Source organism: Burkholderia theae (genome assembly GCF_048565265.1).
Taxonomy (GTDB): domain Bacteria; phylum Pseudomonadota; class Gammaproteobacteria; order Burkholderiales; family Burkholderiaceae; genus Burkholderia; species Burkholderia theae.
Genome location: NZ_CP183461.1, coordinates 3,358,398 through 3,381,931, shown reverse-complemented (window position 1 = coordinate 3,381,931; position 23,534 = coordinate 3,358,398). Strand labels below are relative to the sequence as shown.

General features: G+C 67.8%; 23 protein-coding genes. 16 read left to right on the top strand and 7 right to left on the bottom strand.

The window, feature by feature from the left end:
* The first annotated feature begins 140 nt into the window (after positions 1–140).
* The 3 genes from ACN22W_RS15950 (at position 141) to ACN22W_RS15940 (ending at position 4,888) form a co-directional block, all read left to right on the top strand.
* Entirely contained in the window at positions 141–1,430 is a 1,290-nt protein-coding gene (locus ACN22W_RS15950) for a dicarboxylate/amino acid:cation symporter (protein WP_419685369.1), read from the top strand.
* A gap of 4 nt (positions 1,431–1,434) precedes the next feature.
* Positions 1,435–3,435, top strand: a complete 2,001-nt coding sequence (locus ACN22W_RS15945; RefSeq protein ID WP_419685368.1) for a sensor histidine kinase — start codon at positions 1,435–1,437, stop codon at positions 3,433–3,435.
* Between the two features lie 97 nt (positions 3,436–3,532).
* Positions 3,533–4,888, top strand: coding sequence for a sigma-54-dependent transcriptional regulator (locus ACN22W_RS15940; protein WP_419685367.1), 1,356 nt, complete (start codon positions 3,533–3,535; stop codon positions 4,886–4,888).
* Between the two features lie 91 nt (positions 4,889–4,979).
* On the opposite strand, the gene ACN22W_RS15935 is transcribed toward ACN22W_RS15940, so the two are convergent.
* A complete protein-coding gene (locus ACN22W_RS15935) occupies positions 4,980–5,516 on the bottom strand; it encodes a TlpA disulfide reductase family protein (protein ID WP_419685366.1) in 537 nt (178 codons plus the stop codon).
* Between the two features lie 162 nt (positions 5,517–5,678).
* Here ACN22W_RS15935 and ACN22W_RS15930 point away from each other — a divergent pair, with 162 nt between their 5' ends.
* Positions 5,679–6,251, top strand: coding sequence for a hypothetical protein (locus tag ACN22W_RS15930; RefSeq protein WP_419685365.1), 573 nt, complete (start codon positions 5,679–5,681; stop codon positions 6,249–6,251).
* A 333-nt stretch (positions 6,252–6,584) separates the two neighbouring features.
* On the opposite strand, the gene ACN22W_RS15925 is transcribed toward ACN22W_RS15930, so the two are convergent.
* Positions 6,585–8,183 (bottom strand): YifB family Mg chelatase-like AAA ATPase, encoded by a 1,599-nt coding sequence (locus tag ACN22W_RS15925; RefSeq protein ID WP_419685364.1) that lies wholly within the window; start codon positions 8,181–8,183, stop codon positions 6,585–6,587.
* A 289-nt stretch (positions 8,184–8,472) separates the two neighbouring features.
* Positions 8,473–8,724, bottom strand: a complete 252-nt coding sequence (locus tag ACN22W_RS15920; protein WP_006489451.1) for an accessory factor UbiK family protein — start codon at positions 8,722–8,724, stop codon at positions 8,473–8,475.
* A 355-nt stretch (positions 8,725–9,079) separates the two neighbouring features.
* Between ACN22W_RS15920 and ACN22W_RS15915 the strand changes: the two genes are divergently transcribed.
* From ACN22W_RS15915 to ptsP, 7 genes are all read left to right on the top strand, one after another.
* Positions 9,080–9,418, top strand: a complete 339-nt coding sequence (locus tag ACN22W_RS15915) for a P-II family nitrogen regulator (protein ID WP_038711752.1) — start codon at positions 9,080–9,082, stop codon at positions 9,416–9,418.
* A gap of 37 nt (positions 9,419–9,455) precedes the next feature.
* A complete protein-coding gene (locus ACN22W_RS15910; RefSeq protein WP_129513044.1) occupies positions 9,456–10,973 on the top strand; it encodes an ammonium transporter in 1,518 nt (505 codons plus the stop codon).
* A 243-nt stretch (positions 10,974–11,216) separates the two neighbouring features.
* Positions 11,217–12,506: a glutamate--cysteine ligase gene (gene gshA / locus ACN22W_RS15905; RefSeq protein WP_048247079.1), complete on the top strand. Its 1,290-nt coding sequence runs from the start codon at positions 11,217–11,219 to the stop codon at positions 12,504–12,506.
* A gap of 27 nt (positions 12,507–12,533) precedes the next feature.
* The gene (gene gshB, locus ACN22W_RS15900) at positions 12,534–13,490 is read left to right on the top strand and encodes a glutathione synthase (RefSeq protein WP_412022975.1); all 957 of its coding nucleotides are present in this window, start codon (positions 12,534–12,536) and stop codon (positions 13,488–13,490) included.
* Positions 13,491–13,721: 231 nt separating this feature from the next.
* Positions 13,722–14,192, top strand: a complete 471-nt coding sequence (locus tag ACN22W_RS15895; RefSeq protein ID WP_193099163.1) for a PTS sugar transporter subunit IIA — start codon at positions 13,722–13,724, stop codon at positions 14,190–14,192.
* Positions 14,193–14,231: 39 nt separating this feature from the next.
* Positions 14,232–14,501 carry an HPr family phosphocarrier protein gene (locus ACN22W_RS15890; RefSeq protein ID WP_072437289.1) on the top strand — a complete coding sequence of 90 codons (270 nt, stop codon included), beginning with the start codon at positions 14,232–14,234 and terminating at the stop codon, positions 14,499–14,501.
* Between the two features lie 201 nt (positions 14,502–14,702).
* The gene (ptsP, locus tag ACN22W_RS15885) at positions 14,703–16,475 is read left to right on the top strand and encodes a phosphoenolpyruvate--protein phosphotransferase (protein ID WP_193099161.1); all 1,773 of its coding nucleotides are present in this window, start codon (positions 14,703–14,705) and stop codon (positions 16,473–16,475) included.
* 68 nt (positions 16,476–16,543) lie between these two features.
* Here ptsP and ACN22W_RS15880 read toward each other — a convergent pair whose 3' ends face one another.
* The 3 genes from ACN22W_RS15880 to gpmA all read right to left on the bottom strand — a co-directional run bounded on the left by ACN22W_RS15880 (position 16,544) and on the right by gpmA (position 19,943).
* On the bottom strand, positions 16,544–17,296 hold the full coding sequence (locus ACN22W_RS15880) for a HesA/MoeB/ThiF family protein (protein ID WP_419685363.1): 753 nt from the start codon (positions 17,294–17,296) through the stop codon (positions 16,544–16,546).
* A 105-nt stretch (positions 17,297–17,401) separates the two neighbouring features.
* Positions 17,402–18,952: a S41 family peptidase gene (locus ACN22W_RS15875; RefSeq protein WP_129513040.1), complete on the bottom strand. Its 1,551-nt coding sequence runs from the start codon at positions 18,950–18,952 to the stop codon at positions 17,402–17,404.
* A 244-nt stretch (positions 18,953–19,196) separates the two neighbouring features.
* Positions 19,197–19,943 (bottom strand): 2,3-diphosphoglycerate-dependent phosphoglycerate mutase, encoded by a 747-nt coding sequence (gene gpmA, locus ACN22W_RS15870; protein WP_021164239.1) that lies wholly within the window; start codon positions 19,941–19,943, stop codon positions 19,197–19,199.
* 134 nt (positions 19,944–20,077) lie between these two features.
* On the opposite strand from gpmA, the gene ACN22W_RS15865 reads away from it, so the two are divergent.
* The 5 genes from ACN22W_RS15865 (at position 20,078) to ACN22W_RS15845 (ending at position 22,988) form a co-directional block, all read left to right on the top strand.
* Complete coding sequence (locus ACN22W_RS15865) at positions 20,078–20,500, top strand: rhodanese-like domain-containing protein (RefSeq protein ID WP_048247066.1); 423 nt, start codon at positions 20,078–20,080, stop codon at positions 20,498–20,500.
* Positions 20,497–20,757 carry a glutaredoxin 3 gene (gene grxC / locus ACN22W_RS15860; protein ID WP_129513039.1) on the top strand — a complete coding sequence of 87 codons (261 nt, stop codon included), beginning with the start codon at positions 20,497–20,499 and terminating at the stop codon, positions 20,755–20,757. The genes ACN22W_RS15865 and grxC overlap by 4 nt, the downstream gene beginning before the upstream one ends.
* Positions 20,758–20,864: 107 nt before the next feature.
* On the top strand, positions 20,865–21,347 hold the full coding sequence (secB, locus tag ACN22W_RS15855) for a protein-export chaperone SecB (protein ID WP_047899099.1): 483 nt from the start codon (positions 20,865–20,867) through the stop codon (positions 21,345–21,347).
* 25 nt (positions 21,348–21,372) lie between these two features.
* Positions 21,373–22,371 (top strand): NAD(P)H-dependent glycerol-3-phosphate dehydrogenase, encoded by a 999-nt coding sequence (locus ACN22W_RS15850; RefSeq protein WP_419685362.1) that lies wholly within the window; start codon positions 21,373–21,375, stop codon positions 22,369–22,371.
* A gap of 92 nt (positions 22,372–22,463) precedes the next feature.
* Positions 22,464–22,988, top strand: a complete 525-nt coding sequence (locus ACN22W_RS15845; RefSeq protein ID WP_419685361.1) for an O-acetyl-ADP-ribose deacetylase — start codon at positions 22,464–22,466, stop codon at positions 22,986–22,988.
* Between the two features lie 34 nt (positions 22,989–23,022).
* On the opposite strand, the gene trmL is transcribed toward ACN22W_RS15845, so the two are convergent.
* On the bottom strand, positions 23,023–23,493 hold the full coding sequence (gene trmL / locus ACN22W_RS15840; RefSeq protein ID WP_048247058.1) for a tRNA (uridine(34)/cytosine(34)/5-carboxymethylaminomethyluridine(34)-2'-O)-methyltransferase TrmL: 471 nt from the start codon (positions 23,491–23,493) through the stop codon (positions 23,023–23,025).
* Positions 23,494–23,534 lie beyond the last annotated feature (41 nt).

The following is a 23,534-nucleotide window of genomic DNA, read 5'->3' as shown; positions in this document are numbered from 1 at the left end:
CGCTGCCTTCCTCCCCCTCCGGACGTCTTGAGGCATCGCTTGTTGCGGCACGGCAGCCGCGCGGGCGAATGACTCCCCTGGCATTCGCCCGCGCGCGTGACGCCGTTTCCACCGGCTCATCTACTTCAGCAGGAACCATCGTGAAGAAGAAACCCTTCTACAAAGTCCTCTACGTGCAGGTGATCTTCGCCATCATCGTCGGCGTGATCCTCGGCCACTACTACCCGGCGCTCGCCACCGACATGAAGCCGCTCGGCGACGGTTTCATCAAGCTGATCAAGATGGTGATCGGTCCGATCATCTTCTGTACGGTCGTCACCGGCATCGCCGGCATGGAGGACATGAAGAAGGTGGGCCGCGTTGGCGGCAAGGCGCTGCTGTACTTCGAGATCGTGTCGACCTTCGCGCTGCTGCTCGGCCTCGCGGCCACGCACATCCTGCGTCCGGGCGTCGGCTTCAACATCGATCCGGCGACGCTCGACGGCAAGGCCGTCGCGTCGTACGCGGCGAAGGCGCACGGGCAGTCGACGGTCGACTTCCTGATGCACATCATCCCGAACACGATGGTCGATGCGTTCGCGCAGGGTGAAATCCTGCAGATCCTGCTGATCGCGCTGCTGTTCGGCAGCGTGCTCGCGCACCTCGGCGAGCGCGGCAAGGTCGTCACCGACTTCATCGACGGGCTCACCCGCGTGCTGTTCGGCATCGTGCACATCGTCACGAAGCTGGCGCCGATCGGCGCGTTCGGCGCGATGGCGTTCACGATCGGCAAGTACGGCGTCGGTTCGCTGGTGCCGCTGCTCAAGCTGATCGGCACGTTCTACCTGACGTCGGTCGTGTTCGTGCTCGTCGTGCTCGGCGCGATCGCGCGCTTCACGGGCTTCTCGATCATCCGCTTCGTGTCCTACATCAAGGAAGAGCTGCTGATCGTGCTCGGTACGAGCTCGTCGGAAGCCGCGCTGCCGCAGCTGATGGAAAAGCTCGAGAAGGCCGGCTGCTCGCGTTCGGTCGTGGGCCTCGTCGTGCCGACCGGTTATTCGTTCAACCTCGACGGCACCAACATCTACATGACGATGGCCGTGCTGTTCATCGCGCAGGCGACCAACATCGAACTGACGTGGATGCAGCAGCTCACGCTGCTGGCGGTCGCGATGCTGACGTCGAAGGGCGCGAGCGGCGTCACGGGCGCGGGCTTCATCACGCTCGCCGCGACGCTGGCCGTGGTGCCGACGATCCCGCTGTCGGGCATGGTGCTGATCCTCGGCATCGACCGCTTCATGAGCGAATGCCGCGCGCTGACCAACATCGTCGGCAACGGCGTCGCGACGGTCGTCGTGTCCGCATGGGAGAAGGAGCTCGACCGCAACAAGCTGCGCCAGGCGCTGAAGGGCGGCGGCGAAGTCGCTGCGACCGAGACGGCCGGCGTCTGACATCATGAAGGAGCAGGCGGCGGCACCGCCCGCCGGCGGCGCGGCACGCGGCGGCAATCCGGAGGCCTATGACACAATAGGCGATCCGCATCGCCAGGAAGCCTCGACCGTGACGCGCCGCCTGCTCATCCTCGTCGTGCTTGCCGCCGCGCTCGCCGCGGCATGCACGCTGACGTGGACCATCACCTGGCGGCGCGGCGTCGCCGAGCTGCAGCGCAATGCCGCGGTGCGCGTCGACCGCACCACCAGCGCGCTCAAGAGCACGCTCGACCGCTACGAATCGCTGCCTTATCTGCTCGGCAGCCATCCGTACGTGCAGGACCTGCTCGCCGAGCCGAAGCGCGCCGACTACAGCGCGCGCGTCAACCGCTATCTCGAAGATCTCAACGAACACGCGCACGCGACCGTCACCTACGTGATCGGCGCGGACGGCCTGTGCGTCGCCGCCAGCAACTGGCGCGCGCCCGACAGCTTCGTCGGGATCGAATACCGCTTCCGCCCGTATTTCGTCGACGCGATGCACGGCCAGGTCGGCCGCTTCTTCGGGATCGGCACGATCTCGCGCGATCCCGGCTACTACATCTCGCAGCCCGTGTGGCGCGACGGCAAGATCGCGGGCGTCGTCGTCGTGAAGCTCAACCTCGAATGGTTCCAGGGCGCCGACGCGTCCGAGCCGCTCGTCGTCGCGGACGATCACGGCGTGGTGTTCCTGTCGTCGGTGCCCGCGTGGAAGTACCACACGCTGCGCCCGTTGACGGGGCCCGTCGCCGCGTCGATCTACGAGACGCGCCAGTACGCGCAGCAACCGGTCACGCCGCTGCCGCTGCGTATCGAGCAGACGCTCGGCGCCGATGCGGAGATCGTGCGGCTCGGCGCGGGCCTGCGTGCGCCGCGCTTCCTGGCCAGCAAGCGCCGGATCGGCGAGCCCGACTGGCTGCTCGTCACGCTCGCGCCGATCGCGCCCGTCGACGCCGATGCGCGCAACGCGACGATCGTCACGGGCTTCGGCTTCGTGTCGGTCGCGCTGTTCGCGTTCTACTGGCGGATGCGCCGCGCGCGCGTGCGCGAAATGATCCGCGGCCGTGCGCTGCTGCAACAGGCCTATGCGGAGCTGAACCGGCGCGTCGAGGAGCGCACGGTCGACCTGTCGGAAGCGAACGAGCAATTGCAGAAGGAGGTTGGCGACCGGATTCGCGCGGAGCAGGAACTGCGCGCCGCGCACGACGAGCTGATCCAGGCGAGCAAGCTCGCCGCGCTCGGCCAGATGGCGGCCGGCATCACGCACGAACTGAACCAGCCGCTCGCGGCGCTGCGCAGCTTCTCGGACAACACGCGCGTGCTGCTCGATCGCGGCGAGCAGGCGGCCGCGCGCGAGAATCTCGAGGCGATCGCCGCGCTCACCGAGCGGATGGGCAAGATCACGAACCAGTTGAAGCTGTTCGTCGGCCGCGCGAAGCCGCGCAACGAACGGGCGCTCGTCGTGCGTGCGCTGCGCAGCGTGCTGTCGCTGCTCGGCGATCGCCTGCGCGGCGTCGCGCTCACGCTGACGCTGCAGGACACGATCGTGTCGCCCGTGCACGACGCGCCGCTCGATCTGGCTTGCGACTATCCCGAACTCGTTGCCCGCTGCGAGGACCTGCGGCTCGAACAGGTGCTGATCAACCTGCTCGGCAACGCGCTCGACGCGGTCGCGGGCGTCGCGGCGCCTGCCATCGAGGTGACGATCGCGGTGTCGGCCGCGACGCTCGCGATCGAGGTGTGCGACAACGGGTCCGGCATTGCGCCCGACCTGCTGCCGCGCCTGTTCGAGCCGTTCTTTACGACCAAGGAAATGGGGCGCGGGCTCGGGCTCGGTCTCGCGATCTCGTCGTCGATCGCGAGCGACGCGGGCGGCGCGCTGACCGCGCGCAACGCGCCGTCGGGCGGTGCGCAGTTCGTCTTGACGCTGCGGCGCGCACGCACGCATCATCCGGACTCCGTGTCCGAGCCGGCGGGCTCGCATTGAGCACACGTCAGTCGCAGGCCCGGTCGGCGAACGACCGGCATCAACGCCGCCGCGCGCGCGACAGCGCCGCGCGGCCCGTCAGGAGCAAGTGAGTACGATGGCCAACCGGCTGCAAGTGATCTATATCGAAGACGATGCGCTCGTTCGCCGGGCGAGCGTGCAGAGCCTTCAGCTGGCGGGCTTCGACGTCGCCGGCTTCGAGTCGGCCGAAGCGGCCGACAAGGCGATCGTCGCGGACACCGCCGGCGCGATCGTCAGCGACATCCGGCTGCCCGGCGCCAGCGGCCTCGACGTGCTCGCGCAGTGCCGCGAGCGTGTGCCCGACGTGCCGGTGATCCTCGTCACCGGGCACGGCGACATCTCGATGGCCGTGCAGGCGATGCGCGACGGCGCCTACGACTTCATCGAAAAGCCGTTCGCGGCCGAGCGCCTGATCGAGACGGTGCGCCGCGCGCTCGAGCGGCGCGAGCTCGTGCTCGAGAACCATGCGCTGCGGCGCGAGCTGGCCGGGAAGGACGTCGTCGCACCGCGCATCATCGGCAGGAGCCCCGCGATCGAGCAGGTGCGCAAGCTGATCGCGAACGTCGCGCCCACCGACGCGTCGGTGCTGATCAACGGCGATACGGGCGCCGGCAAGGAGCTGATCGCGCGCAGCCTGCACGAGCTGTCGCCGCGCCGCGACAAGCCGTTCATCGCGGTGAACTGCGGCGCGCTGCCCGAGCCGATGTTCGAGTCGGAGATGTTCGGCTACGAACCCGGCGCGTTCACCGGTGCCGCGAAGCGGCGTGTCGGCAAGCTCGAATATGCGTCCGGCGGCACGCTGTTCCTCGACGAAATCGAAAGCATGCCGCTTGCGCTGCAGGTGAAGCTGCTGCGCGTGCTGCAGGACGGCGTGCTGGAGCGGCTCGGCTCGAACCAGCCGATCCGCGTGAACTGCCGCGTCGTCGCAGCCGCGAAGGGCGACATGAGCGAACTCGTCGCGGCCGGCACGTTCCGGCGCGACCTGCTGTACCGGCTCAACGTCGTGACGATCGCACTGCCGCCGCTCGCCGAGCGCCGCGAGGACATCGTGCCGTTGTTCGAGCACTTCATGCTCGATGCAGCCGTGCGCTACGGGCGGCCGGCGCCCGTGCTGACCGACCGGCAGCGCGCGAGCCTGATGCAGCGCGACTGGCCCGGCAACGTGCGCGAGCTGCGTAACGCGGCCGACCGTTTCGTGCTCGGCGTGGCCGACATGCCGCAGGAAACGGGCGCGGGCGGCGACGAAACCGACAACGAGCAGACGCTGAAGGAGCGCATCGAGCAGTTCGAGCGCGCGGTGATCGCCGAGGCGCTGAACCAGACGGGCGGGGCGGTCGCCGCGACGGCCGACCGGCTGCATGTCGGCAAGGCGACGCTCTACGAGAAGATGAAGCGCTACGGGCTGTCGGCGAAAGGCGAAACCGAGCGCTGAAAAGCAAACGGACCGCGGAACCGGGCTGGCCGGTCGTGCGGTCCGTGGTCGGCGAAGGGCGCGCGGCCCTTCGATCCGGATCGGGCGGCGCTCAGGCCGCGTTGCTGTCGAGTGCCTTCTTGAGCAGCGCGTCGAGTTCCGCGAACTGCGGTGCGCCGACGTAGCGCTTCAGGATCTTGCCGTTCTTGTCGACGACGAAAGTCGTCGGCGTGAGCTGCACGTTGCCGAACTGCTTCGCGACGCTGCCGTCGTCGAGCGCGACCTTGAACGGCAACTGGCGCGTCTGCGCGTAGTTCGCGACGTACATCGGCGGATCGTAGTTCATCGCGACCGCGACGAATTCCAGCCCCTGACCCTTGAAGCGGTTATAGGTATCGACCATCTGCGGCATTTCCTGCATGCAGGTCGCGCAGCTCGTCGCCCAGAAATTCACGAGATAGACCTTGCCCTTCAGGTCGCCGGCGGTCGAGACCTTCTGGCCCGACAGCAGCGTGAACGTCGCATCCGGCACGCTGGACTTGCCGTTGAACGCGAAGAAGCCGGCTACGGCGATGGCCGCGACGATTGCGGCCGCGACGATGTAGCGGACGGGGCCGGTGCTGCGGCGGGCGGGAGGCGTGGTGTTCATCTTCGGTGCTCTCGGAGTCGGTCGATGACGCGGATCAATGCAAAGGACGTCGAAATTCGTCGCTCATTTTAACGCGAATGCGGCGCGCGCACCGGCGGCGGCCGCACATCCCGGTTTTCACGTTCGGCGGATAATGCCCGTTTTTCCTGCCCGATCCACGCCATGCCGAAGGAAGTCATCGATTCGTTGCGCCCCCTTTTTCGTCCTCTGCGACACTTCGCCGCGCTCGCCTGCGCGAGCGTCGCGCTGGCCGCGTGCTCGCCGTCGTACGACTGGCGCACGCTGCACAACGACGCCGGCTACACGATCGACCTGCCGGCGAAGCCGACCGTCGAGGAGCAGCCGGTTGCGATCGGCGGCGCGTCGATGCCGATGCGGATGCAGGCCGCGCACGTCGATGGCGCGGTGTTCGCGGTCGGCACGCTGACGCTGCCCGACGACCGCGACGACACGCGCCGCGCGGCGCTCGACTTCCTGCGCGCCGGGCTGTCCCGCAACCTCGAAGGCGCGCCGCAGACGGCTTCGGTGCCCGTGCCGCTCGCGGCCGGCGGCGCGGTGAACGGGCTCGAGCTGCGCATCGCGGGCGCGGCCGCCGGCGGCGATCGCGCGCGCAAGACGATCGTCGCGCGGCTCGCCGCGCGCGGCCGGCACGCGTACCAGGCGGTCGTGATCGCCGACGGGCCGCTTGCGCAGGAGCAGCTCGACCAGTTTTTCGGCTCGTTCAAACTCGACTGACGATGGCCGGCGAGGGCGCTCAGACTCTGTGTCGCAACTGAAAGTTCATTCGCAGCTTTCGACGCTAATCGCCGGATTTTGCGGGGGTTTTTCGACTATCCACAGCGCATGTGGATAACTTTGTTGAAAAGTCGGCCGGATTTCCCGCTAAGCCGCGCCGGACGGCCTTCCGGCTCGTTTGGTCGCTCGCGTGCGGTTTGAGAAAAATCAATCAAAACAACGAGATACGGATTCCGTCCGGCAAAGGCCCCGGCGAGGTGCGATCCGGGGCCGGATTCGAGAAATTGTGCATAAGTCAAGTCTTGACAGCCGTTTTTTGTCCCCCGAGGGCGTTCAGAGCCCCGTGAGCGCGCGCCGGTAGCGGATCGCCTCGGCGATCTGCGCGGCCGTCGGCAGCGGGTCGCCCGCCAGGTCGGCGATCGTCCGCGCGACCTTCAGCACGCGGAAATACGCGCGCGCCGACCAGCCGAAGCGCTCGCCGGCCTCGCGCAGCAGCCGCTCGCCCTCGTCGGTCGGCCGGCACAGGTCGTCGGTCTCGCGGCCGCTCAGCATGTGATTCGTCTTGCCCTGCCGGCCGAGCTGCAGCGCGCGCGCCTGCGCGACCCGAGCGGCCACCGCGGCGCTCGGTTCGCCGGGCGCCGACGCGCGCGACGCGAGTTCGGCCGGCGACAGCGCGGGCAGGTCGATCTGGATGTCGATGCGGTCGAGGAGCGGCCCCGACAGCTTGCGCAGGTAGCGCGCGGCGACGTCCGGCGAACAGCGGCAGCGCCCGGACGGATCGCCATGCCAGCCGCACGGGCACGGGTTCATCGCGGCGATCAGCTGGCACGCGGCCGGAAAGTCGGCTTGCTGGGCCGCGCGCGAGATCGTGATGCGGCCGGCTTCCAGCGGCTCGCGCAGCATTTCGAGCACGTGCCGGTCGAATTCCGGCAGTTCGTCGAGAAACAGCACGCCGAGGTGCGCGAGCGTGATTTCGCCCGGCTGCGGCGGGTTGCGGCCGCCGACCAGCGCGGCGGCGCTCGACGAGTGATGCGGCGAGCGGAACGGCCGCCGGCGCCATTGCGCGGGCGAGAAGCCGATGCGGCTCGCGGACAGGAGCGCGGCGGACGCCAGCGCCTCGTCGTCGGTCAGCGGCGGCAGGAGGCCGGCCAGCCGCGCGGCCAGCATCGACTTGCCGGCTCCCGGCGGCCCGACCATCAGCATGTGATGGCCGCCCGCGGCAGCGACTTCGAGCGCACGTCGTGCGCCGCGCTGGCCCACCACGTCCGCGAGGTCGGGGGCGGCGGGCGCCGGCAGGCCGTCGAGGCACGGTGCCGCGACCGGCGCGAGCCGCCCGTCCGGCGCATCGGCGAGATGCGCGCACAGCGCGGGTAGGTCGCGCGCGCCATATACCGTGACGCCCGGCACGAGCGCTGCCTCGGCCGCGCTGTCGAGCGGCAGGTACAGTTCGGGTGGACGCGACGCCGCCACGGAGCCGGATAGGGCGACGGAATCCGGGCTCGATCCGAGGCCCGATCCGGTTTCGCCAGCGCGCCAGTCCCGCGCCGCGCCACACGCCATCGCGAACGCGCCGCGCATCGGCCGCAGCGCGCCGGTCAACGACAGCTCGCCCGCGAATTCGCGGCCGGCCAGCGCGTCGGCCGGGATCTGGCCATTCGCAGCGAGGATGCCGAGTGCGATCGGCAGGTCGAACCGGCCCGATTCCTTCGGCAGATCGGCCGGCGCGAGGTTGACGGTGATACGGCGCACGGGGAATTCGAAGCCGCAGTTCTGCAGCGCGGCGCGTACGCGCTCGCGGCTTTCACGGACTTCGAGATCGGGCAGGCCGACGATCGAGAACGACGGCAGCCCGTTGGCAAGATGGACTTCGACGGTGACATCCGGCGCGCGGCCGGATGCGGGCGCGCGACTGCGCACCACGGCGAGCGACATGGCGAGGCTCCTGTAAGCAGACGGACGACGGCCGTTCGGGGCCGCATGCCGCGGGAATCGGAGGAATCGGTGCGCGCTTGCCGGCGTGGCGCGGGGAAAGAACGAGGCGCTGCGGAACGACGAACTGCGAAGAGCGATGAACGGCGAAGAGCGGGAGCGTTGCGAAGAGCGGGGGTGCTGCGGAGAACGACGGACTACGAAAAGCGGTGGAACGGCTTCGGCTTCGGGGCGGCGGGCGCAGGCCGCGCGAGGCGGCCCGCGCCCGGACCTTGCGGCCCGGGTGGAGGCGTCAGGCCTGCGGCGCTGCGAGCTTCTGCTCGAGTTCCGCGACGCGCTTTTCGAGTTCCTCGAGGCGCACGCGGGTACGGGCGAGCACCTGCGCCTGCGTGTCGAATTCCTCGCGCGTGACGAGATCGAGTTTCGAGAAGCCTTGCGACAGCATGGCCTTCACGTTGCGCTCGACGTCCTTGGCCGGCGAGTTTTTCAGCAGATCGCTGACGCGCGACTGCAGATCGTTGAAAACGTCGCTGGGTTGCTTCATGTGATTCCCCTTCCTTGCACAAAAATTGTGCATCTTCAGTTGCGTACGTGCCCATGATGCACGCATGACCGGAAATGGTGCGCCCGGGGCGCGAATTCCGGGCATGGCGCCCGCATGGGTGAATGTCCCGGCGATCCGGGACGTGCGTGCACTCTAGCAACGTTCCTTTCGCCGCGCCAGCAAACCGCGCCACGTTGGCCATTCGGCCGGGCTTCCGCGCCTTACATCGCGGGATGCGACCCCGTTCAGGAGCCGTTCGAGACGGTGCTCGGACAGACATGGCATGCGAGTTGCTGAGAAGAGTCCGTTACAACATTCCAACCAATTCGACGGGACAACCCAGCGAGAGGACTTCATGAAACTCATTACCGCAATCATCAAGCCGTTCAAGCTCGATGAGACACGCGAAGCGCTGTCGGCGCTTGGTGTCTCGGGCATCACGGTGACGGAGGTGAAAGGGTTCGGGCGCCAGAAGGGGCATACCGAGCTGTACCGCGGCGCCGAATACGTGGTCGATTTCCTGCCGAAGATGAAGATCGAGGCGGCCGTGTCCGACGATCTCGTCGACCAGGCGGTGGAGGCGATCGAGCGGGCCGCGCGTACCGGCAAGATCGGCGACGGCAAGATCTTCGTCACGCAAATCGAACAGGTGATCCGGATTCGCACCGGGGAGACCGGCGCAGACGCGCTGTAACAGAACAGACAAGACAAGCGACAAGAGGAAACCCAAGATGCGCAAACTTCTGATGTCCCTGCTGATGGCCGGCTCGCTGATCGCGACCGGCGTCGGTTCCGCGCTCGCGGACGACGCGGCGTCCGCCGCGGCTGCGTCCGCGCCCGCCGCAACGGCTTCCGACGCATCGGCTGCGGCCGCTCCGGCTGCTTCCGCACCGGCGGCCACTGACGCATCCGCACCCGCCGCCGCGGCAGCCGCCCCGGCTTCGGGCGCCGCCGACGCATCGGCCGCCGCTGCCGCGTCCGCGCCGGCCGCACCCGCCGCGCCGACCGCGCCGTTCTCGGTCGATTCGTCGAAGATCAGCGCGGGCGACACCGCGTGGATGCTGACCTCCACCGCGCTCGTGCTGTTCATGACGGTCCCGGGCCTCGCGCTGTTCTACGCGGGCATGGTCCGCAAGAAGAACGTGCTCGCGACCGTGATGCAGAGCTTCGCGATCACCGCGCTGATCACGGTGCTGTGGACGGTGGTGGGCTACAGCCTCGCGTTCACGCCGGGCAACGGCTTCATCGGCGGCCTGTCGCGCGTGTTCCTGCACGGGATGAACTACATCCACGGCGACAAGGCGACCACGCTGACCGTCAGCCACCTGGCGCCGACGATTCCGGAAACCGTCTACTTCGTCTACCAGATGACGTTCGCGATCATCACGCCGGCACTGATCTGCGGCGCGTTCGCCGACCGGATGAAGTTCTCGGCGATGCTCGTGTTCATGACGCTCTGGTCGCTGATCGTCTATGTGCCGATCGCGCACATGGTGTGGGAGCCGACCGGCTGGCTGTCGTCGGATGGCGTGCTCGACTTCGCGGGCGGCACCGTCGTGCACATCAACGCCGGTATCGCGGGCCTGATGTCGTGCCTCGTGCTCGGCAAGCGGGTCGGCTACGGCCGTGAATCGATGGCACCGCACAACCTGGTGCTGACGATGATCGGCGGCTCGATGCTGTGGGTCGGCTGGTTCGGCTTCAACGCGGGTTCGGCGGTTGCGGCCGACGGCCGTGCCGGCTTCGCGATGCTGACGACGCAAGTCGCGACGGCCTGCGCGGCGCTCGGCTGGATGTTTGCCGAGTGGATCGCGAAGGGCAAGCCGTCGGTGCTCGGCATCGTGTCGGGTGCGGTCGCGGGTCTCGTCGCGATCACGCCGGCTGCCGGTTTCGTCGGCGTGACCGGCGCACTGGTGATCGGTATCGCGGCGGGCGTGGTCTGCTTCTGGTCGGCGACGTGGCTCAAGTCGAAGCTCGGCTACGACGATTCGCTCGACGCGTTCGGCGTGCACGGCGTGGGCGGGATTCTCGGCGCGCTGCTGACGGGCGTGTTCGCGGTCAAGGACATCGGCGGTGCCGACGGCAGCCTGCTGCTGCAGGCGAAGGGCGTGCTGATCACGCTGGTCTACAGCGGCGTGCTGAGCTTCGTGCTGCTGAAGCTGATCGACATGACGATCGGTCTGCGCGTGTCCGAAGAGGAAGAGCGCGAAGGCCTCGACGTGATCCTGCACGGCGAGCACGTCGAATAAGTCGTAAGGATGAACGGCGGGCCGCCGCGACGACGGCGCCCGCCACGAATGAGCGCAGCGACTTCGGCCCGCCCACCCGGCGGGCTTTTTTTCTCCTGTCATCGACTGCCGTAGCGCATAACCCTGCGCACTATCGGGTCAATAGCCGAAAACTTCCTCCAAACCCTTGCGAAGCCGGGAACAATCCCCAAATGGGCAGGGCAATTGCTCTACAATCTTCATTCTCCCGCTCGCGAGTGATTCATGGTTCCCCACCTCGTTACCGCGTTGAACGGTCCGCTGCTCGAACTCGAGCAGAAGATCCTCGACGCGACGCCTGCGATCGAACGCTGGTTCAGGCTCGAATGGCAGGAACACACCCCGCCGTTCTATTGTTCGGTGGACCTGCGCAACGCCGGTTTCAAGCTGGCGCCCGTCGACGCGAACCTGTTTCCCGGCGCGTTCAACAATCTGCCGTCCGAAGTGCTGCCGCTCGCCGTGCAGGCCGCGATGGCCGCGATCGAGAAGATCTGCCCGGATGCGAAGAACCTGCTCGTGATTCCCGAGCTGCCGACCCGCAACGCGTTCTACCTGGAAAACGTCGCGCGCCTCGCGACGATCATGCGCCAGGCCGGACTGAACGTGCGCTTCGGCTCGCTCGACCCGAGCATCACCGACATGACGCCGATCACGCTGGCCGACGGCCAGAAGATCGTGCTCGAACCGCTCGAGCGTTCGCAGCGCCGCCTAGGCCTGAAGAATTTCGATCCGTGCTCGATCCTGCTGAACAACGACCTGTCGGCCGGCATCCCGGCCGTGCTGGAAAACCTGCACGAGCAGTACCTGCTGCCGCCGCTGCACGCGGGCTGGGCCGTGCGCCGCAAGTCGACGCACTTCTCGTGCTACGACGACGTCGCGAAGAAGTTCGCGAAGATGGTCGGCGTCGATCCGTGGATGGTGAATCCGTATTTCGCGCACGTCGAGGGCGTCGACTGGCAGGCGCATGAAGGCGAGCAGGCGCTCGCCGACGCGATCGACGGCGTGCTGAAGAAGATCGCGCGCAAGTATCGCGAATACGGGATCAGCGAGAAGCCGTACGTCGTCGTGAAGGCCGACGCGGGCACGGCGGGGCGCGGCGTGATGACCGTGCACGACGCGGCCGAGATCGGCCGCATGTCGAAGGCCGAACGCGCGCAGATGGCCGAGACGAAGGCCGGCCTGACGGTGCGCGACGTGATCGTGCAGGAAGGCGTCTATACGTTCGAGCGCGTCGGCGACGAAGTCGCGGAGCCGGTCGTGTACATGATCGACCGCTACGTGGTCGGCGGTTTCTACCGCACGCACGGCGGCCGCGAGCGCGACCAGAACCTGAACGCACCCGGCATGCACTACGTGCCGCTCGGCTTCGAGCACACCGCGCTGCCGGATGCCGGCGCCAAGCCGGGTGCCGCGCCGCCGAACCGCTTCTACATGTACGGCGTCGTCGCGCGGCTGTCGCTGATCGCGTCGTCGATCGAACTGGAAAAGACCGATCCCGAAGCCATCCAGGTGTAACGGACCTTCGCTACGTACAGGACCCGCATGGACATTCTCTTTATCGCCGACCCGCTCGAGCGCTTCAAGATCTACAAGGATTCGACCTACGCGATGATGGCCGAGGCCGCGCGGCGCGGGCATGCGGTGTACGCGTGCGAGCCGGGCCACCTCGCGTGGACGGGGTCGGCCGTCGAAGCCGACGTGCGGCGCATCACGTTCGTCGGCGAACTGGACGACCTGCATCGCGAGACCTGGTTCGAAGCGGGCCCGGTCGACGCGCGCCGCCTCGAATCGTTCGGCGCGATCCTGATGCGCAAGGATCCGCCGTTCGACATGGAATATGTGACGTCGACGTGGCTGCTCGAGCTGGCCGAGCGCGCCGGCGCACGCGTGTTCAACAAGGCGCAGTCGATCCGCGACCATTCGGAGAAGCTCGCGATCGGCGAGTTTCCGCAGTTCGTCGCGCCGACGCTCGTCACGCGCGACGCGAAACGGCTGCGCGCATTCCACGCCGAGCACGGTGACGTGATCCTGAAGCCGCTCGACGGCATGGGCGGGATGGGCGTGTTCCGCGTGAAGCCGGACGGCATGAACCTCGGCTCGATCGTCGAGATGCTGAGCCACGACGGCACGCGCTCGGTGATGGCGCAGAAGTTCATTCCCGAGATCAAGGCTGGCGACAAGCGCATCCTGCTGATCGGCGGCGAGCCGGTGCCGTATTCGCTCGCGCGGATTCCGCAGGGCAGCGAGGTGCGCGGCAATCTCGCCGCGGGAGGGCTGGGTGTCGCGCAGCCGCTGACCGAACGCGATCGCGAGATCGCCCGGACGCTCGGGCCCGTGCTCGCGGCGCGCGGGCTGCTGCTGGTCGGCCTCGATGCGATCGGCGACTGGCTGACCGAGGTGAACGTCACGAGTCCGACGTGCTTCCGCGAGATCATGGAGCAGACGGGCTTCGACGTCGCCGCGATGTTCATCGACGCGCTGGAGCGTGCGGCCGCGTAGGCTGCTTCCCGCGCAACCCCGGCGGCGGCCGCGCAGGTCCCCCGTCGCCGGAGCAGCTTGACCGGCCTGCTACAATGCCCGCTTGCCAGGTGCCGAGATCGGCGCACCGAAGGCCCGGCGGTCGGGCCGAAACTGTCGCAAGGCTGAACATGAAACGTTTCCCACACTCGCTACGCTCATTGCCCCGCCGCGGGGTATCGGCCCGCCAGGGGCGGCCGGGAGCGATCTGACATGGCCGGGATCCTGATCATCGCGCATGCCCCGCTCGCCACCGCGCTGCGGGACTGCATCGCGCACATCTACGGCGGCGTGCCCGCGCGCATCGGTTGTATCGACGTGACGGCGGACAGCGATCCGACCCAGGTGATGGCGTTCGCGCACGCGGAGCTCGCGCGGCTCAAGGAAGAGAACGGCGTGATCGTGCTGACCGACATGTACGGTGCGACGCCCGCGAACATCGCGGGCCAGCTCGCGAAAATCGACAACGTGCGCGTGCTCGCGGGCGCGAACCTGCCGATGCTCGTGCGGGCCGTCTGCTACCGCACCGTGCCGCTCGACAAACTCGTCGACAAGGCGTTGTCCGGCGGCGCGAAGGGCGTCCACGAAGTGGCGGCCGGCACCCCGCCGCCGCCGACGGAAGCCGGCTGCGGCCAGTGCGCGCCGATTCCGCCCGAACCGCAGCCGCGCACCGAATCGCACTGATCATCCGTTTTCAGTTTTAGACCGACCCGACCGAGAATCATGCTTCAACAAGAAACCACCATCGTCAATAAATTGGGGCTCCATGCGCGCGCATCGGCCAAGCTTACGCAACTGGCCGGCAACTTCCAGTCGGAAGTCTGGATGACACGCAACGGGCGCAAGATCAATGCGAAGAGCATCATGGGCGTGATGATGCTGGCGGCCGGCATCGGCAGTACCGTGACGATCGAGACCGAAGGGGCCGACGAGCGGGAAGCGATGGACGCGCTGCTGAAACTGATCGCCGACAAGTTCGGCGAAGGCCAGTGATCATCGCGCGGGATCGTTGCCGTTTCCAGTCAGAATGCCGCGGATTTCGCGGCATTTTTTTCGTCGGAAGCATTGATGCGGAATGTGCAATGCTGCGGTGCATGCAGTCAGCAGGGAGTCGCGGAATTTATAATCACTAACCGGGGTCATAAGCGCATCGCAGCAGTGTGCCGCGGCTTTACTTGTACAGAGGAGGTGCGCGTGTCCTTCACGCTGCATGGCATTCCCGTCTCACGTGGTATCGCGATCGGGCGAGCGTATCTGATCGCGCCGGCGGCGCTCGACGTCGCCCATTACCTGATCGAGGCGAACCAGATCGACGCCGAGGTCGAACGTTTCCGCACGGCGCTCGACGTCGTGCATCACGAACTCGCCGCGTTGCGTGCCGACCTGACCGACGACACCCCGAGCGAAGTGGGCGCGTTCATCGACGTGCACACGATGATCCTCAGCGACGCGATGCTCGTGCAGGAAACCATCGATCTGATTCGCACGCGCCGCTACAACGTCGAATGGGCGCTGACCGAGCAGCTCGGGCTGCTCACGCGCCACTTCGACGACATCGAGGACGAATACCTGCGCGAGCGCAAGGCCGACATCGAGCAGGTGGTCGAGCGCGTGCTGAAGGCCCTCGCCGGTGCGCCGTCCGCGTCGCAGGCGCTCGACCGCGCGGCCGCGAACGGCACGAACGAGATGATCGTCGTCGCGCACGACATCGCGCCGGCCGACATGATGCAGTTCAAGTCGCAGTCGTTCCAGGCGTTCGTCACCGATCTCGGCGGGCGCACGTCGCACACGGCGATCGTCGCGCGCAGCCTCGGCATTCCGGCCGCGGTCGGCGTGCAGCATGCGAGCACGTTGATCCGTCAGGACGACCTGATCATCGTCGACGGCGACCAGGGCATCGTGATCGTCGATCCCGCGCCGATCGTCCTCGAGGAATATTCGTACCGGCAGTCCGAGAAGTTGCTGGAGCAACGCAAGCTGCAGCGTCTGAAGTTCTCGCCGACGCAAACGTTGTGCGGCACCAAGATCGAGCTGTACGCGAACATCGAGTTGCCCGACGACGCGAAGGCGGCGGTCGAGGCCGGCGCGGTCGGCGTCGGCCTGTTCCGCTCCGAGTTCCTGTTCATGCATCAGAAGGAGATGCCGGAGGAGGAGGAGCAGTTCGCCGCGTACAAGCGGGCTGTCGAGTGGATGAAGGGCATGCCGGTGACGATCCGCACGATCGACGTCGGCGCGGACAAGCCGCTCGAGGCGCTCGACGAAGGTTACGAAACCGCACCGAACCCCGCGCTCGGCCTGCGCGCGATCCGCTGGAGCTTGTCCGAGCCGCAGATGTTCCTCACGCAGTTGCGCGCGATCCTGCGCGCGTCCGCGTTCGGCCAGGTGAAGATCCTGATTCCGATGCTCGCGCACGCGCAGGAGATCGACCAGTCGCTCGACCTGATCCGCGAGGCGAAGCGTCAGCTCGACGACGCGGGCCTCGCATACGATCCGAACGTGCGGATCGGCGCGATGATCGAGATTCCGGCCGCGGCGATCGCACTGCCGCTGTTCCTGAAGCGGTTCGATTTCCTGTCGATCGGCACCAACGACCTGATCCAGTACACGCTCGCGATCGACCGCGCGGACAACGCGGTCGCGCACCTGTACGACCCGCTGCATCCGGCCGTGCTGCATCTGATCTCGTACACGCTGCGCGAGGCGAAGCGCGTGGGTGTGCCGGTGTCGGTGTGCGGGGAGATGGCGGGCGATCCGGCGCTCACGCGCCTGTTGCTCGGGATGGGGCTCACCGAGTTCTCGATGCACCCGAGCCAGTTGCTCGTCGTGAAACAGGAAATCCTGCGCGCGCACCTGAAGGCGCTCGAGAAGCCGACGGCCGACGTGCTCGCGTCGTTCGAGCCGGAGGAAGTGCAGGCGGCGCTGCAGCGCCTGTCGGTCGCCGTGCCGCGCGCGGACGCCGCCGCTTAGGCACCCGCTGCGCGGCTAACCGCAGCGAAGCATCACGCATGCGCCGGCCGGCGCATGCACGTCGCGCGTCAGTGCCGGCCCCCGCACACGGGGCAGTCGGCCTGGCGCGCGATCTTCATCGTCGTCCATTCCATCCGCAGCGAATCGAGCATCATCAGCCGTCCATTGAGCGTCGTGCCGATCGCGCCGATCACGCGCAGCGCTTCGGCGGCCTGCATCGCGCCGATGATCCCGACCGTCGGCGCGAACACGCCCATCGTCGCGCACGCGACTTCCTCGAACGGCTGGTCTTCCGGAAACACGCACGCATAACAGGGCGCGGCCGGATCGCGGAAGTCGAACGTGCTGATCTGCCCGTCGAAACGCAGCGCGGCGCCCGACACGAGCGGCACGCCATGCGCGACGCACGCGCGGTTGATCGCGTGCCGCGTCGCGAAGTTGTCGGTGCAGTCGAGCACGACGGTCGCGCCCGGCACGTGCGCGTCGAGCCATGCGTCGTCGACGCGTTCCGCGACCGCGTTCACCTTCACGCCGGGGTTCAGTTGCGCGAGCGTGTCGCGCCCCGATTCGACCTTGCTGCGGCCGACCGATGCCGTCCCGTGCAGGATCTGCCGCTGCAGGTTCGTGAGGTCGACCGTATCGGCGTCGACGAGCGTGATCGTGCCGACTCCCGATGCCGCGAGGTACATCGCCGCGGGCGAACCGAGGCCGCCCGCGCCGACGACGATCGCATGCGCGTCGAGAAAGCGCTGCTGCGCCTCGATGCCGATTTCGTCGACGAGGATGTGACGGGAGTAGCGAAGGAGTTGATCGTCGTTCATGGGGAGTCGTGGGCGAGGCGGGCGGACGTAGCGTTATTTTAGGCGCGCATGAAAAACGGGCCATCGCGGTCTTCCCGCGATGGCCCGTCGGATGCCGGCCGGCGCTTACTGCGGCGCTGACGCGGGCTTCGGTGCGGCGCTCGGCTTCGCGCTTGCGCCCGATGCCTTCGGAGCCGCGGTGGCCTTGCCGGCCGGGCTCTTCGTCGTGCTGTCGGCGAGCAGCGACTTCGATTGCTGGACGGGCTTGCCCTCGAGCTTGTTGAGCGCCTGCTGCATCATGAAGTCGTCGGCGCTGCCGAACTCGATCGGCTTGCGATCGCGGTCCTTCTGGCGCTGCTCCGGCGTCTTCTTGTCGTTCTGCTCTTCGAGGACGCGCAGCTGATCCATCCGGCGCTGCTCGCGGTCTTCCTGTTCCTTCTTCTCGTTCGGGTCCTGCGTGTTCGCCAGGTGGTTCGAGTAGTCGACCTCGCGCGTCACGAGCACGTCGTCCGGATCGCCGTCCGAGTACTGATCGACCGGCACGTCGGGCGTGATGCCCTTGTTCTGGATCGAACGGCCGCTCGGCGTGTAGTAGTACGCCGTCGTCAGGCGCAGCGCGGTGTCGGCCGTCATCGGGCGAACCGTCTGCACCGAACCCTTGCCGAACGTCGTCTTGCCCATGATCTGCGCGCGCTTCGAATCCTGCAGCGCGCCGGCGACGATTTCCGACGCGGACGCCGAATAGGCGTTCGTCAGCACGATCATCGGCACGGTCTTGAAGACCGGCGGCAGGTTCTTCAGCGGATCGCCGTCGAAGGACGGCAGGCGATAGTTGTCGTACGTATCGCGGTAGACCTGCTTCGAATCGGGGATCTGGCCGTTGGTCGACACGACGACGGAGTCGGGCGGCAGGAACGCGCCGGCGACGCCGACCGCGCTCTGCAGCAGGCCGCCGCCGTTGTTGCGCAGGTCGAGGACGAGGCCCTTCAGGTTCGGCTGCTGGCGCGCGATGTCCTGCAGCTTCTGCGCGAGATCGGGCGTTGTGCGTTCCTGGAAGCTCGTGATGCGGACATACGCGTAGCCCGGATCGAGGATCTTCATCTTGACGCTCTGGACCTTGATGATCGCGCGCGTGACGGTGACCGGGAACGTGCGGTCGTCGCTCTTGCGGAAGATCGTCAGCGTGACCTTGGTGCCCGGCTCGCCACGCATCTGCTTGACGGCCTTGTCGAGCGTCATGCCGCGCACCGGCTTGTCGTTGATGCGCGTGATCAGGTCGCCCGGACGGATGCCAGCGCGGAAGGCAGGGGTGTCCTCGATCGGCGAGATCACCTTCACGAGGCCGTCTTCCTGCGAGATCTCGATGCCGAGACCCGCGAAGCGGCCCTTGGTCTGCTCCTGCAGCTCGTCATAGTCGGTCTTGTCGAGGAACGACGAGTGCGGGTCGAGGCTCGACACCATGCCCTTGATCGCCGCCGTCAGCAGCTTCTTGTCGTCGACCGGTTCGACGTACTCGCGCTTGATCTGGCCGAATACTTCCGCGAACAGGCGGAGCTGGTCGAGGGGAAGCGGCGCCGTGGCGGTCTGCTCGGCCGATGCGGAAACCTGCAGCGTGGCGAACACGCCCGTGGCAAGGCCCGCGGCAATCAGGCCGATGTTCTTCAATTTCATTCGCATAGAGATCTGGTGCGGTCGGGAAGCGCGTGGCGGTAGCGGGGATGTAGCGGACAAGTATAACTGTTCGTCCGATGACTCAGTGGAACGGCGCGAAAAGGGCCCGGAGAAGGCCGGGCGGGCACCGCCGGGCGCGCTGCGGGTTCGAAAGCGGGTTCGACAGCAGCGGGGCCGCGAAGGTTCGCGCGGCGCGCCGGGCCGGGGCGGGCACGCCGCGCCGGACGCGGCCCGCCCGGCCCGACGGGCGTCAGCCCGCCTTGCCCTGCTTCGCGACGGCGGCCTGCGCCTGCGCGATCGCGTCCTGGTCGCCGAGGTAATAGTGCTTGATCGGCTTCAGGTTCTCGTCGAGTTCATACACGAGCGGCACGCCGTTCGGGATGTTCAGGCCGACGATGTCGCTGTCCGAGATGCCGTCGAGATACTTGATCAGCGCGCGCAGCGAGTTGCCGTGCGCGGCGATCAGCACCTGCTTGCCGGCGCGGACCGCCGGCGCGATCGACTCGTTCCACAGCGGCAGCACGCGCGCGACCGTGTCCTTCAGGCACTCGGTGAGCGGCAGTTGCTCGCGCGGCACCTTCGCATAACGCGGGTCGTTGAACGGCGCGCGCTCGTCGGTCGGCTCGAGCGCGGGCGGCGGCGTGTCGTAGCTGCGGCGCCAGACGAGCACCTGGTCGTCGCCGAACTTGGCGGCCGTTTCCGCCTTGTTCAGGCCCGACAGCGCGCCGTAGTGGCGCTCGTTCAGGCGCCACGAGTGGACGACGGGCAAGTACATGAGGTCCATCCGGTCCTGCACGTGCCACAGCGTGCGGATCGCGCGCTTGAGCACCGACGTGTACGCGATGTCGAACGTGTAGCCGGCCTCCTTGAGCAATTCGCCGGCCTGGTAGGCCTCGTTGCGGCCCTGTTCGGTCAGGTCGACGTCGACCCAGCCGGTGAAGCGGTTTTCCTTGTTCCACGTCGATTCGCCGTGGCGGATGAGAACGAGTTTGTACATGGATCTTGCGGTCGGTAGTGAAGGAAGCGGTGCGCATCGCACGGGACCCGACCGGGGCCCGCCATCGCGCAAGACGGTTATTTTATAATGGCGGGATTGTCCTCATCCGATTTCTCTTTTTCCGGCGGAATTCCGTGACGTTCTTTACCGATTACACGAACCTGGCCCTTATCGCCATCCTGGTGGTATCCGGCGGCCTGCTGGCCTGGCCCGCACTGCGCCGCGGCCGCGGCGGCCTGTCGGCCGCAGAGGCGACGCAACTCATCAACCGCCGCAACGCCGTCGTGATCGACGTGCGCGCCGCGTCCGATTTCGCCGCCGGCCACCTGCCGTCGGCGCGTCAGGTCGCGGCGGGCGAGATCGGCGCGAAGATCGCGCAGGTCGCGAAGAACAAGAGCACGCCCGTGCTGCTCGTCTGCCAGAACGGCCAGCAGTCGCAGAAGGCGGCGCGCGAGGTCGAGGCGGCGGGTTATGCCGAGGTGCACGTGCTCGAGGGCGGCGTGGCCGCCTGGCAGCAGGCCGGGATGCCGGTCGTCAAACAAGGAGCGGCGAAGTGAACAAGGTTTTGATGTACAGCACGCAGGTGTGTCCGTATTGCATGCAGGCCGAGCGCCTGCTGAAGCTGCGCGGTGTCGAGCAGATCGAAAAGGTGCTGATCGACCGCGATCCGGCCCGCCGCGACGAAATGATGTCGCGCACGGGGCGCCGCACGGTGCCGCAGATCTATATCGGCGACACGCACGTCGGCGGCTACGACGATCTGTCGAAGCTCGACCGCGAAGGCGGGCTCGAACCGCTTCTGCAAGCGGCCTGATTAAGGCAGAATGGCCGCCGGCCGCGCCGCGGCTTGGGCGCGCAGGATTCATCCGCGGCGGCCGGCGAGAAGCCGGGCCGCCCCGTCACCACTTTTAGGGAAACACCATGTCCGACGTCGAAAACCAACCGTTCTTCAACATCCAGCGCGTCTACCTGAAGGATATGTCGCTCGAGCAGCCGAATTCGCCGGCAATCTTCCTCGAGCAGGACATGCCGTCGGTTGAAGTCGAAGTCGACGTGAAGGCCGACCGCCTGGCGGAAAGCGTGTTCGAAGTCGTCGTGTCGGGTACCGTCACCGCGAAGGTGAAGGACAAGGTCGCGTTCCTGATCGAAGCGAAGCAGGCCGGCATTTTCGACATTCGCAACATTCCCGACGAACAGCTCGACCCGCTCGTCGGCATCGCTTGCCCGACGATCCTGTTCCCGTACCTGCGTTCGAACATCGCCGACGCGATCACGCGCGCGGGCTTCCCGCCGATCCACCTGGCGGAAATCAACTTCCAGGCGCTGTACGAGCAGCGTCTCGCGCAGCTTCAGCAGCAGCACGCCGGCGCAGAAGGCGCGCCGAACGGCACGACGCTGAACTGACGTATCACTCGGACCGGTGCTGGGTATGAAAGTAGCCGTTCTCGGCGCCGGTGCCTGGGGCACCGCGCTCGCGGGCCATCTGGCCGCGCGGCACGATACGCTTCTGTGGGCGCGCGACGCCGCGCTCATCGCCGAGCTGCAGGCTCGGCACGAGAATTCCCGTTATCTGGACGGCATCGCGCTGCCTGACGCATTGCGCTACGACGCCGATCTCGGCGCCGCGCTCGCGCATGGCGCCGCGGACGACGCGCTGTGCGTGATCGCCGCGCCGGTGGCCGGGCTGCGCACGCTGTGCCATGCGATGCGCGACGCGGGCTGCGTGCCCGCGCACGTCGTCTGGGTCTGCAAGGGCTTCGAGGCCGACACGCATCTGCTGCCGCATCAGGTGATCGCGGCCGAATTGCCCGAACAGCACGGCAACGGCGTGCTGTCGGGGCCGAGCTTTGCGCGCGAGGTCGGACAGTCGCTGCCCGTCGCGCTGACGGTGGCGAGCACGTCCGCCGAATGCCGCGAGCGCACGGTCGCCGCGTTCCATCACGGCGCGATGCGGATCTATACGGGCGACGACGTGGTCGGCGTCGAGGTTGGCGGTGCGGTGAAGAACGTGCTGGCGATCGCAACCGGCATCGCCGACGGCCTCGGCCTCGGGCTGAACGCACGCGCGGCGCTGGTCACGCGCGGCCTCGCCGAAATGTCGCGGCTCGGCGTCGCGCTCGGCGGCCGTGCGGAAACCTTCACGGGCCTCACGGGCCTCGGCGACCTGATCCTCACCGCGACGGGCGACCTGTCGCGCAACCGCACGGTCGGCCTGCAACTGGCGGCCGGCCGCTCGCTGAACGACATCCTCGGCGCGCTCGGCCACGTGGCAGAAGGCGTGCGTTGCGCGCAGGCCGTGCTGGCGATCGCGCGCGCGCAATCGATCGAAATGCCGATCACCGAAGCCGTGTGCGGTGTGCTGTTCGACGGCATCGCGCCGCGCGACGCCGTCAGCGGCCTGCTGCGGCGCGACGCGCGCGCCGAGTAGCGCGGGCCGGCACCGGCCGGTGCGGCCGCGCCAAGCGCGCGGCGCCAAAGCGCACTACGCTTGAACAGTCTCCGGCGTTCCGGGAGGTTGTCATGCTGCAGATCCATTCCACCACGCTCGATGCGCAACTGGTCGACATCACGACGCTCGATGTCGACGCGATCGTCAACGCCGCGAACGGTTCGCTGCTCGGCGGGGGCGGTGTCGACGGCGCGATTCATCGTGCCGCCGGCCCCGGCCTGCTCGCCGAGTGCCGCACGCTCGGCGGCTGCGACACGGGCGACGCGAAGCTTACGCGCGGCCACGGGCTGCCGGCGCGCTACGTGATCCATGCCGTCGGGCCGGTGTGGCACGGCGGCGGGCGCGGCGAGCCCGACCTGCTCGCGTCGTGCTACCGGCGCGCGATCGAACTGGCCGAGGAGGTTGCCGCGACGTCGATCGCGTTCCCGGCGATCAGTTGCGGGATCTACCGCTATCCGGCCGGCGAGGCCGTCGACATCGCGGTCGGCACCGTCGCCGAAATGCTGCCGCAGGCACCGAGCCTCACACGCGTGGTGTTCGCGTGCTTTTCCTCCGACATCCACGACCTGTATCGCGCGCGGCTCGCGCGGACCTGACGCATTGCGCGGCGCGGGCCGCGCCCGGCACGCGTCAGGCGCCGCCTTCGAAGCCGGCCTGGCGCCACGCCTCGAACACGACCACCGCGACCGTGTTCGACAGGTTCAGGCTGCGGTTGTCCGGCCGCATCGGCAGGCGCACGCGCTGTTCGTTCGGGAAGCGTTCGAGCAGCTCGGCGGGCAGGCCGCGCGTCTCCGAGCCGAACACGAACCAGTCGCCGGGCAGGAACGCGTGATCGTGGAAGCGGCCCGAGCCGCGCGTCGTGAACGCGAACATCCGCGCGGGATCGGGCGATTCGGCCGCGACGAACGCGTCCCAGTCGCGGTGCACGCGCATCTGCGCATATTCGTGATAGTCGAGGCCGGCGCGGCGCATCCGCGCGTCGTCGAGCGGAAAGCCGAGCGGCTCGATCAGGTGCAGGCGCGCGCCTGTGTTGGCGCACAGGCGGATCACGTTGCCGGTGTTCGGCGGAATTTCGGGGGCGACGAGGACGACGTTGAACATGTTTCGGTTTGGCTGGGCCGGCCGGGGCGGAGCATGGCGCT

Coding starts and splice junctions, on each gene's coding strand:
- ACN22W_RS15910 (WP_129513044.1), top strand. CDS start 9,456: ATGCGCAAACTTCTGATGTCCCTGCTGATGGCCGGCTCGCTGATCGCG.
- ACN22W_RS15915 (WP_038711752.1), top strand. CDS start 9,080: ATGAAACTCATTACCGCAATCATCAAGCCGTTCAAGCTCGATGAGACA.
- ACN22W_RS15920 (WP_006489451.1), bottom strand. CDS start 8,724: ATGAAGCAACCCAGCGACGTTTTCAACGATCTGCAGTCGCGCGTCAGC.
- gshB (WP_412022975.1), top strand. CDS start 12,534: ATGGACATTCTCTTTATCGCCGACCCGCTCGAGCGCTTCAAGATCTAC.
- gpmA (WP_021164239.1), bottom strand. CDS start 19,943: ATGTACAAACTCGTTCTCATCCGCCACGGCGAATCGACGTGGAACAAG.
- gshA (WP_048247079.1), top strand. CDS start 11,217: ATGGTTCCCCACCTCGTTACCGCGTTGAACGGTCCGCTGCTCGAACTC.
- ACN22W_RS15880 (WP_419685363.1), bottom strand. CDS start 17,296: ATGAACGACGATCAACTCCTTCGCTACTCCCGTCACATCCTCGTCGAC.
- ACN22W_RS15850 (WP_419685362.1), top strand. CDS start 21,373: ATGAAAGTAGCCGTTCTCGGCGCCGGTGCCTGGGGCACCGCGCTCGCG.
- ACN22W_RS15845 (WP_419685361.1), top strand. CDS start 22,464: ATGCTGCAGATCCATTCCACCACGCTCGATGCGCAACTGGTCGACATC.
- ACN22W_RS15945 (WP_419685368.1), top strand. CDS start 1,435: ATGAAGGAGCAGGCGGCGGCACCGCCCGCCGGCGGCGCGGCACGCGGC.
- ACN22W_RS15895 (WP_193099163.1), top strand. CDS start 13,722: ATGGCCGGGATCCTGATCATCGCGCATGCCCCGCTCGCCACCGCGCTG.
- ACN22W_RS15940 (WP_419685367.1), top strand. CDS start 3,533: ATGGCCAACCGGCTGCAAGTGATCTATATCGAAGACGATGCGCTCGTT.
- secB (WP_047899099.1), top strand. CDS start 20,865: ATGTCCGACGTCGAAAACCAACCGTTCTTCAACATCCAGCGCGTCTAC.
- ACN22W_RS15890 (WP_072437289.1), top strand. CDS start 14,232: ATGCTTCAACAAGAAACCACCATCGTCAATAAATTGGGGCTCCATGCG.
- ACN22W_RS15930 (WP_419685365.1), top strand. CDS start 5,679: ATGCCGAAGGAAGTCATCGATTCGTTGCGCCCCCTTTTTCGTCCTCTG.
- ACN22W_RS15875 (WP_129513040.1), bottom strand. CDS start 18,952: ATGCGAATGAAATTGAAGAACATCGGCCTGATTGCCGCGGGCCTTGCC.
- ACN22W_RS15935 (WP_419685366.1), bottom strand. CDS start 5,516: ATGAACACCACGCCTCCCGCCCGCCGCAGCACCGGCCCCGTCCGCTAC.
- ACN22W_RS15925 (WP_419685364.1), bottom strand. CDS start 8,183: ATGTCGCTCGCCGTGGTGCGCAGTCGCGCGCCCGCATCCGGCCGCGCG.
- trmL (WP_048247058.1), bottom strand. CDS start 23,493: ATGTTCAACGTCGTCCTCGTCGCCCCCGAAATTCCGCCGAACACCGGC.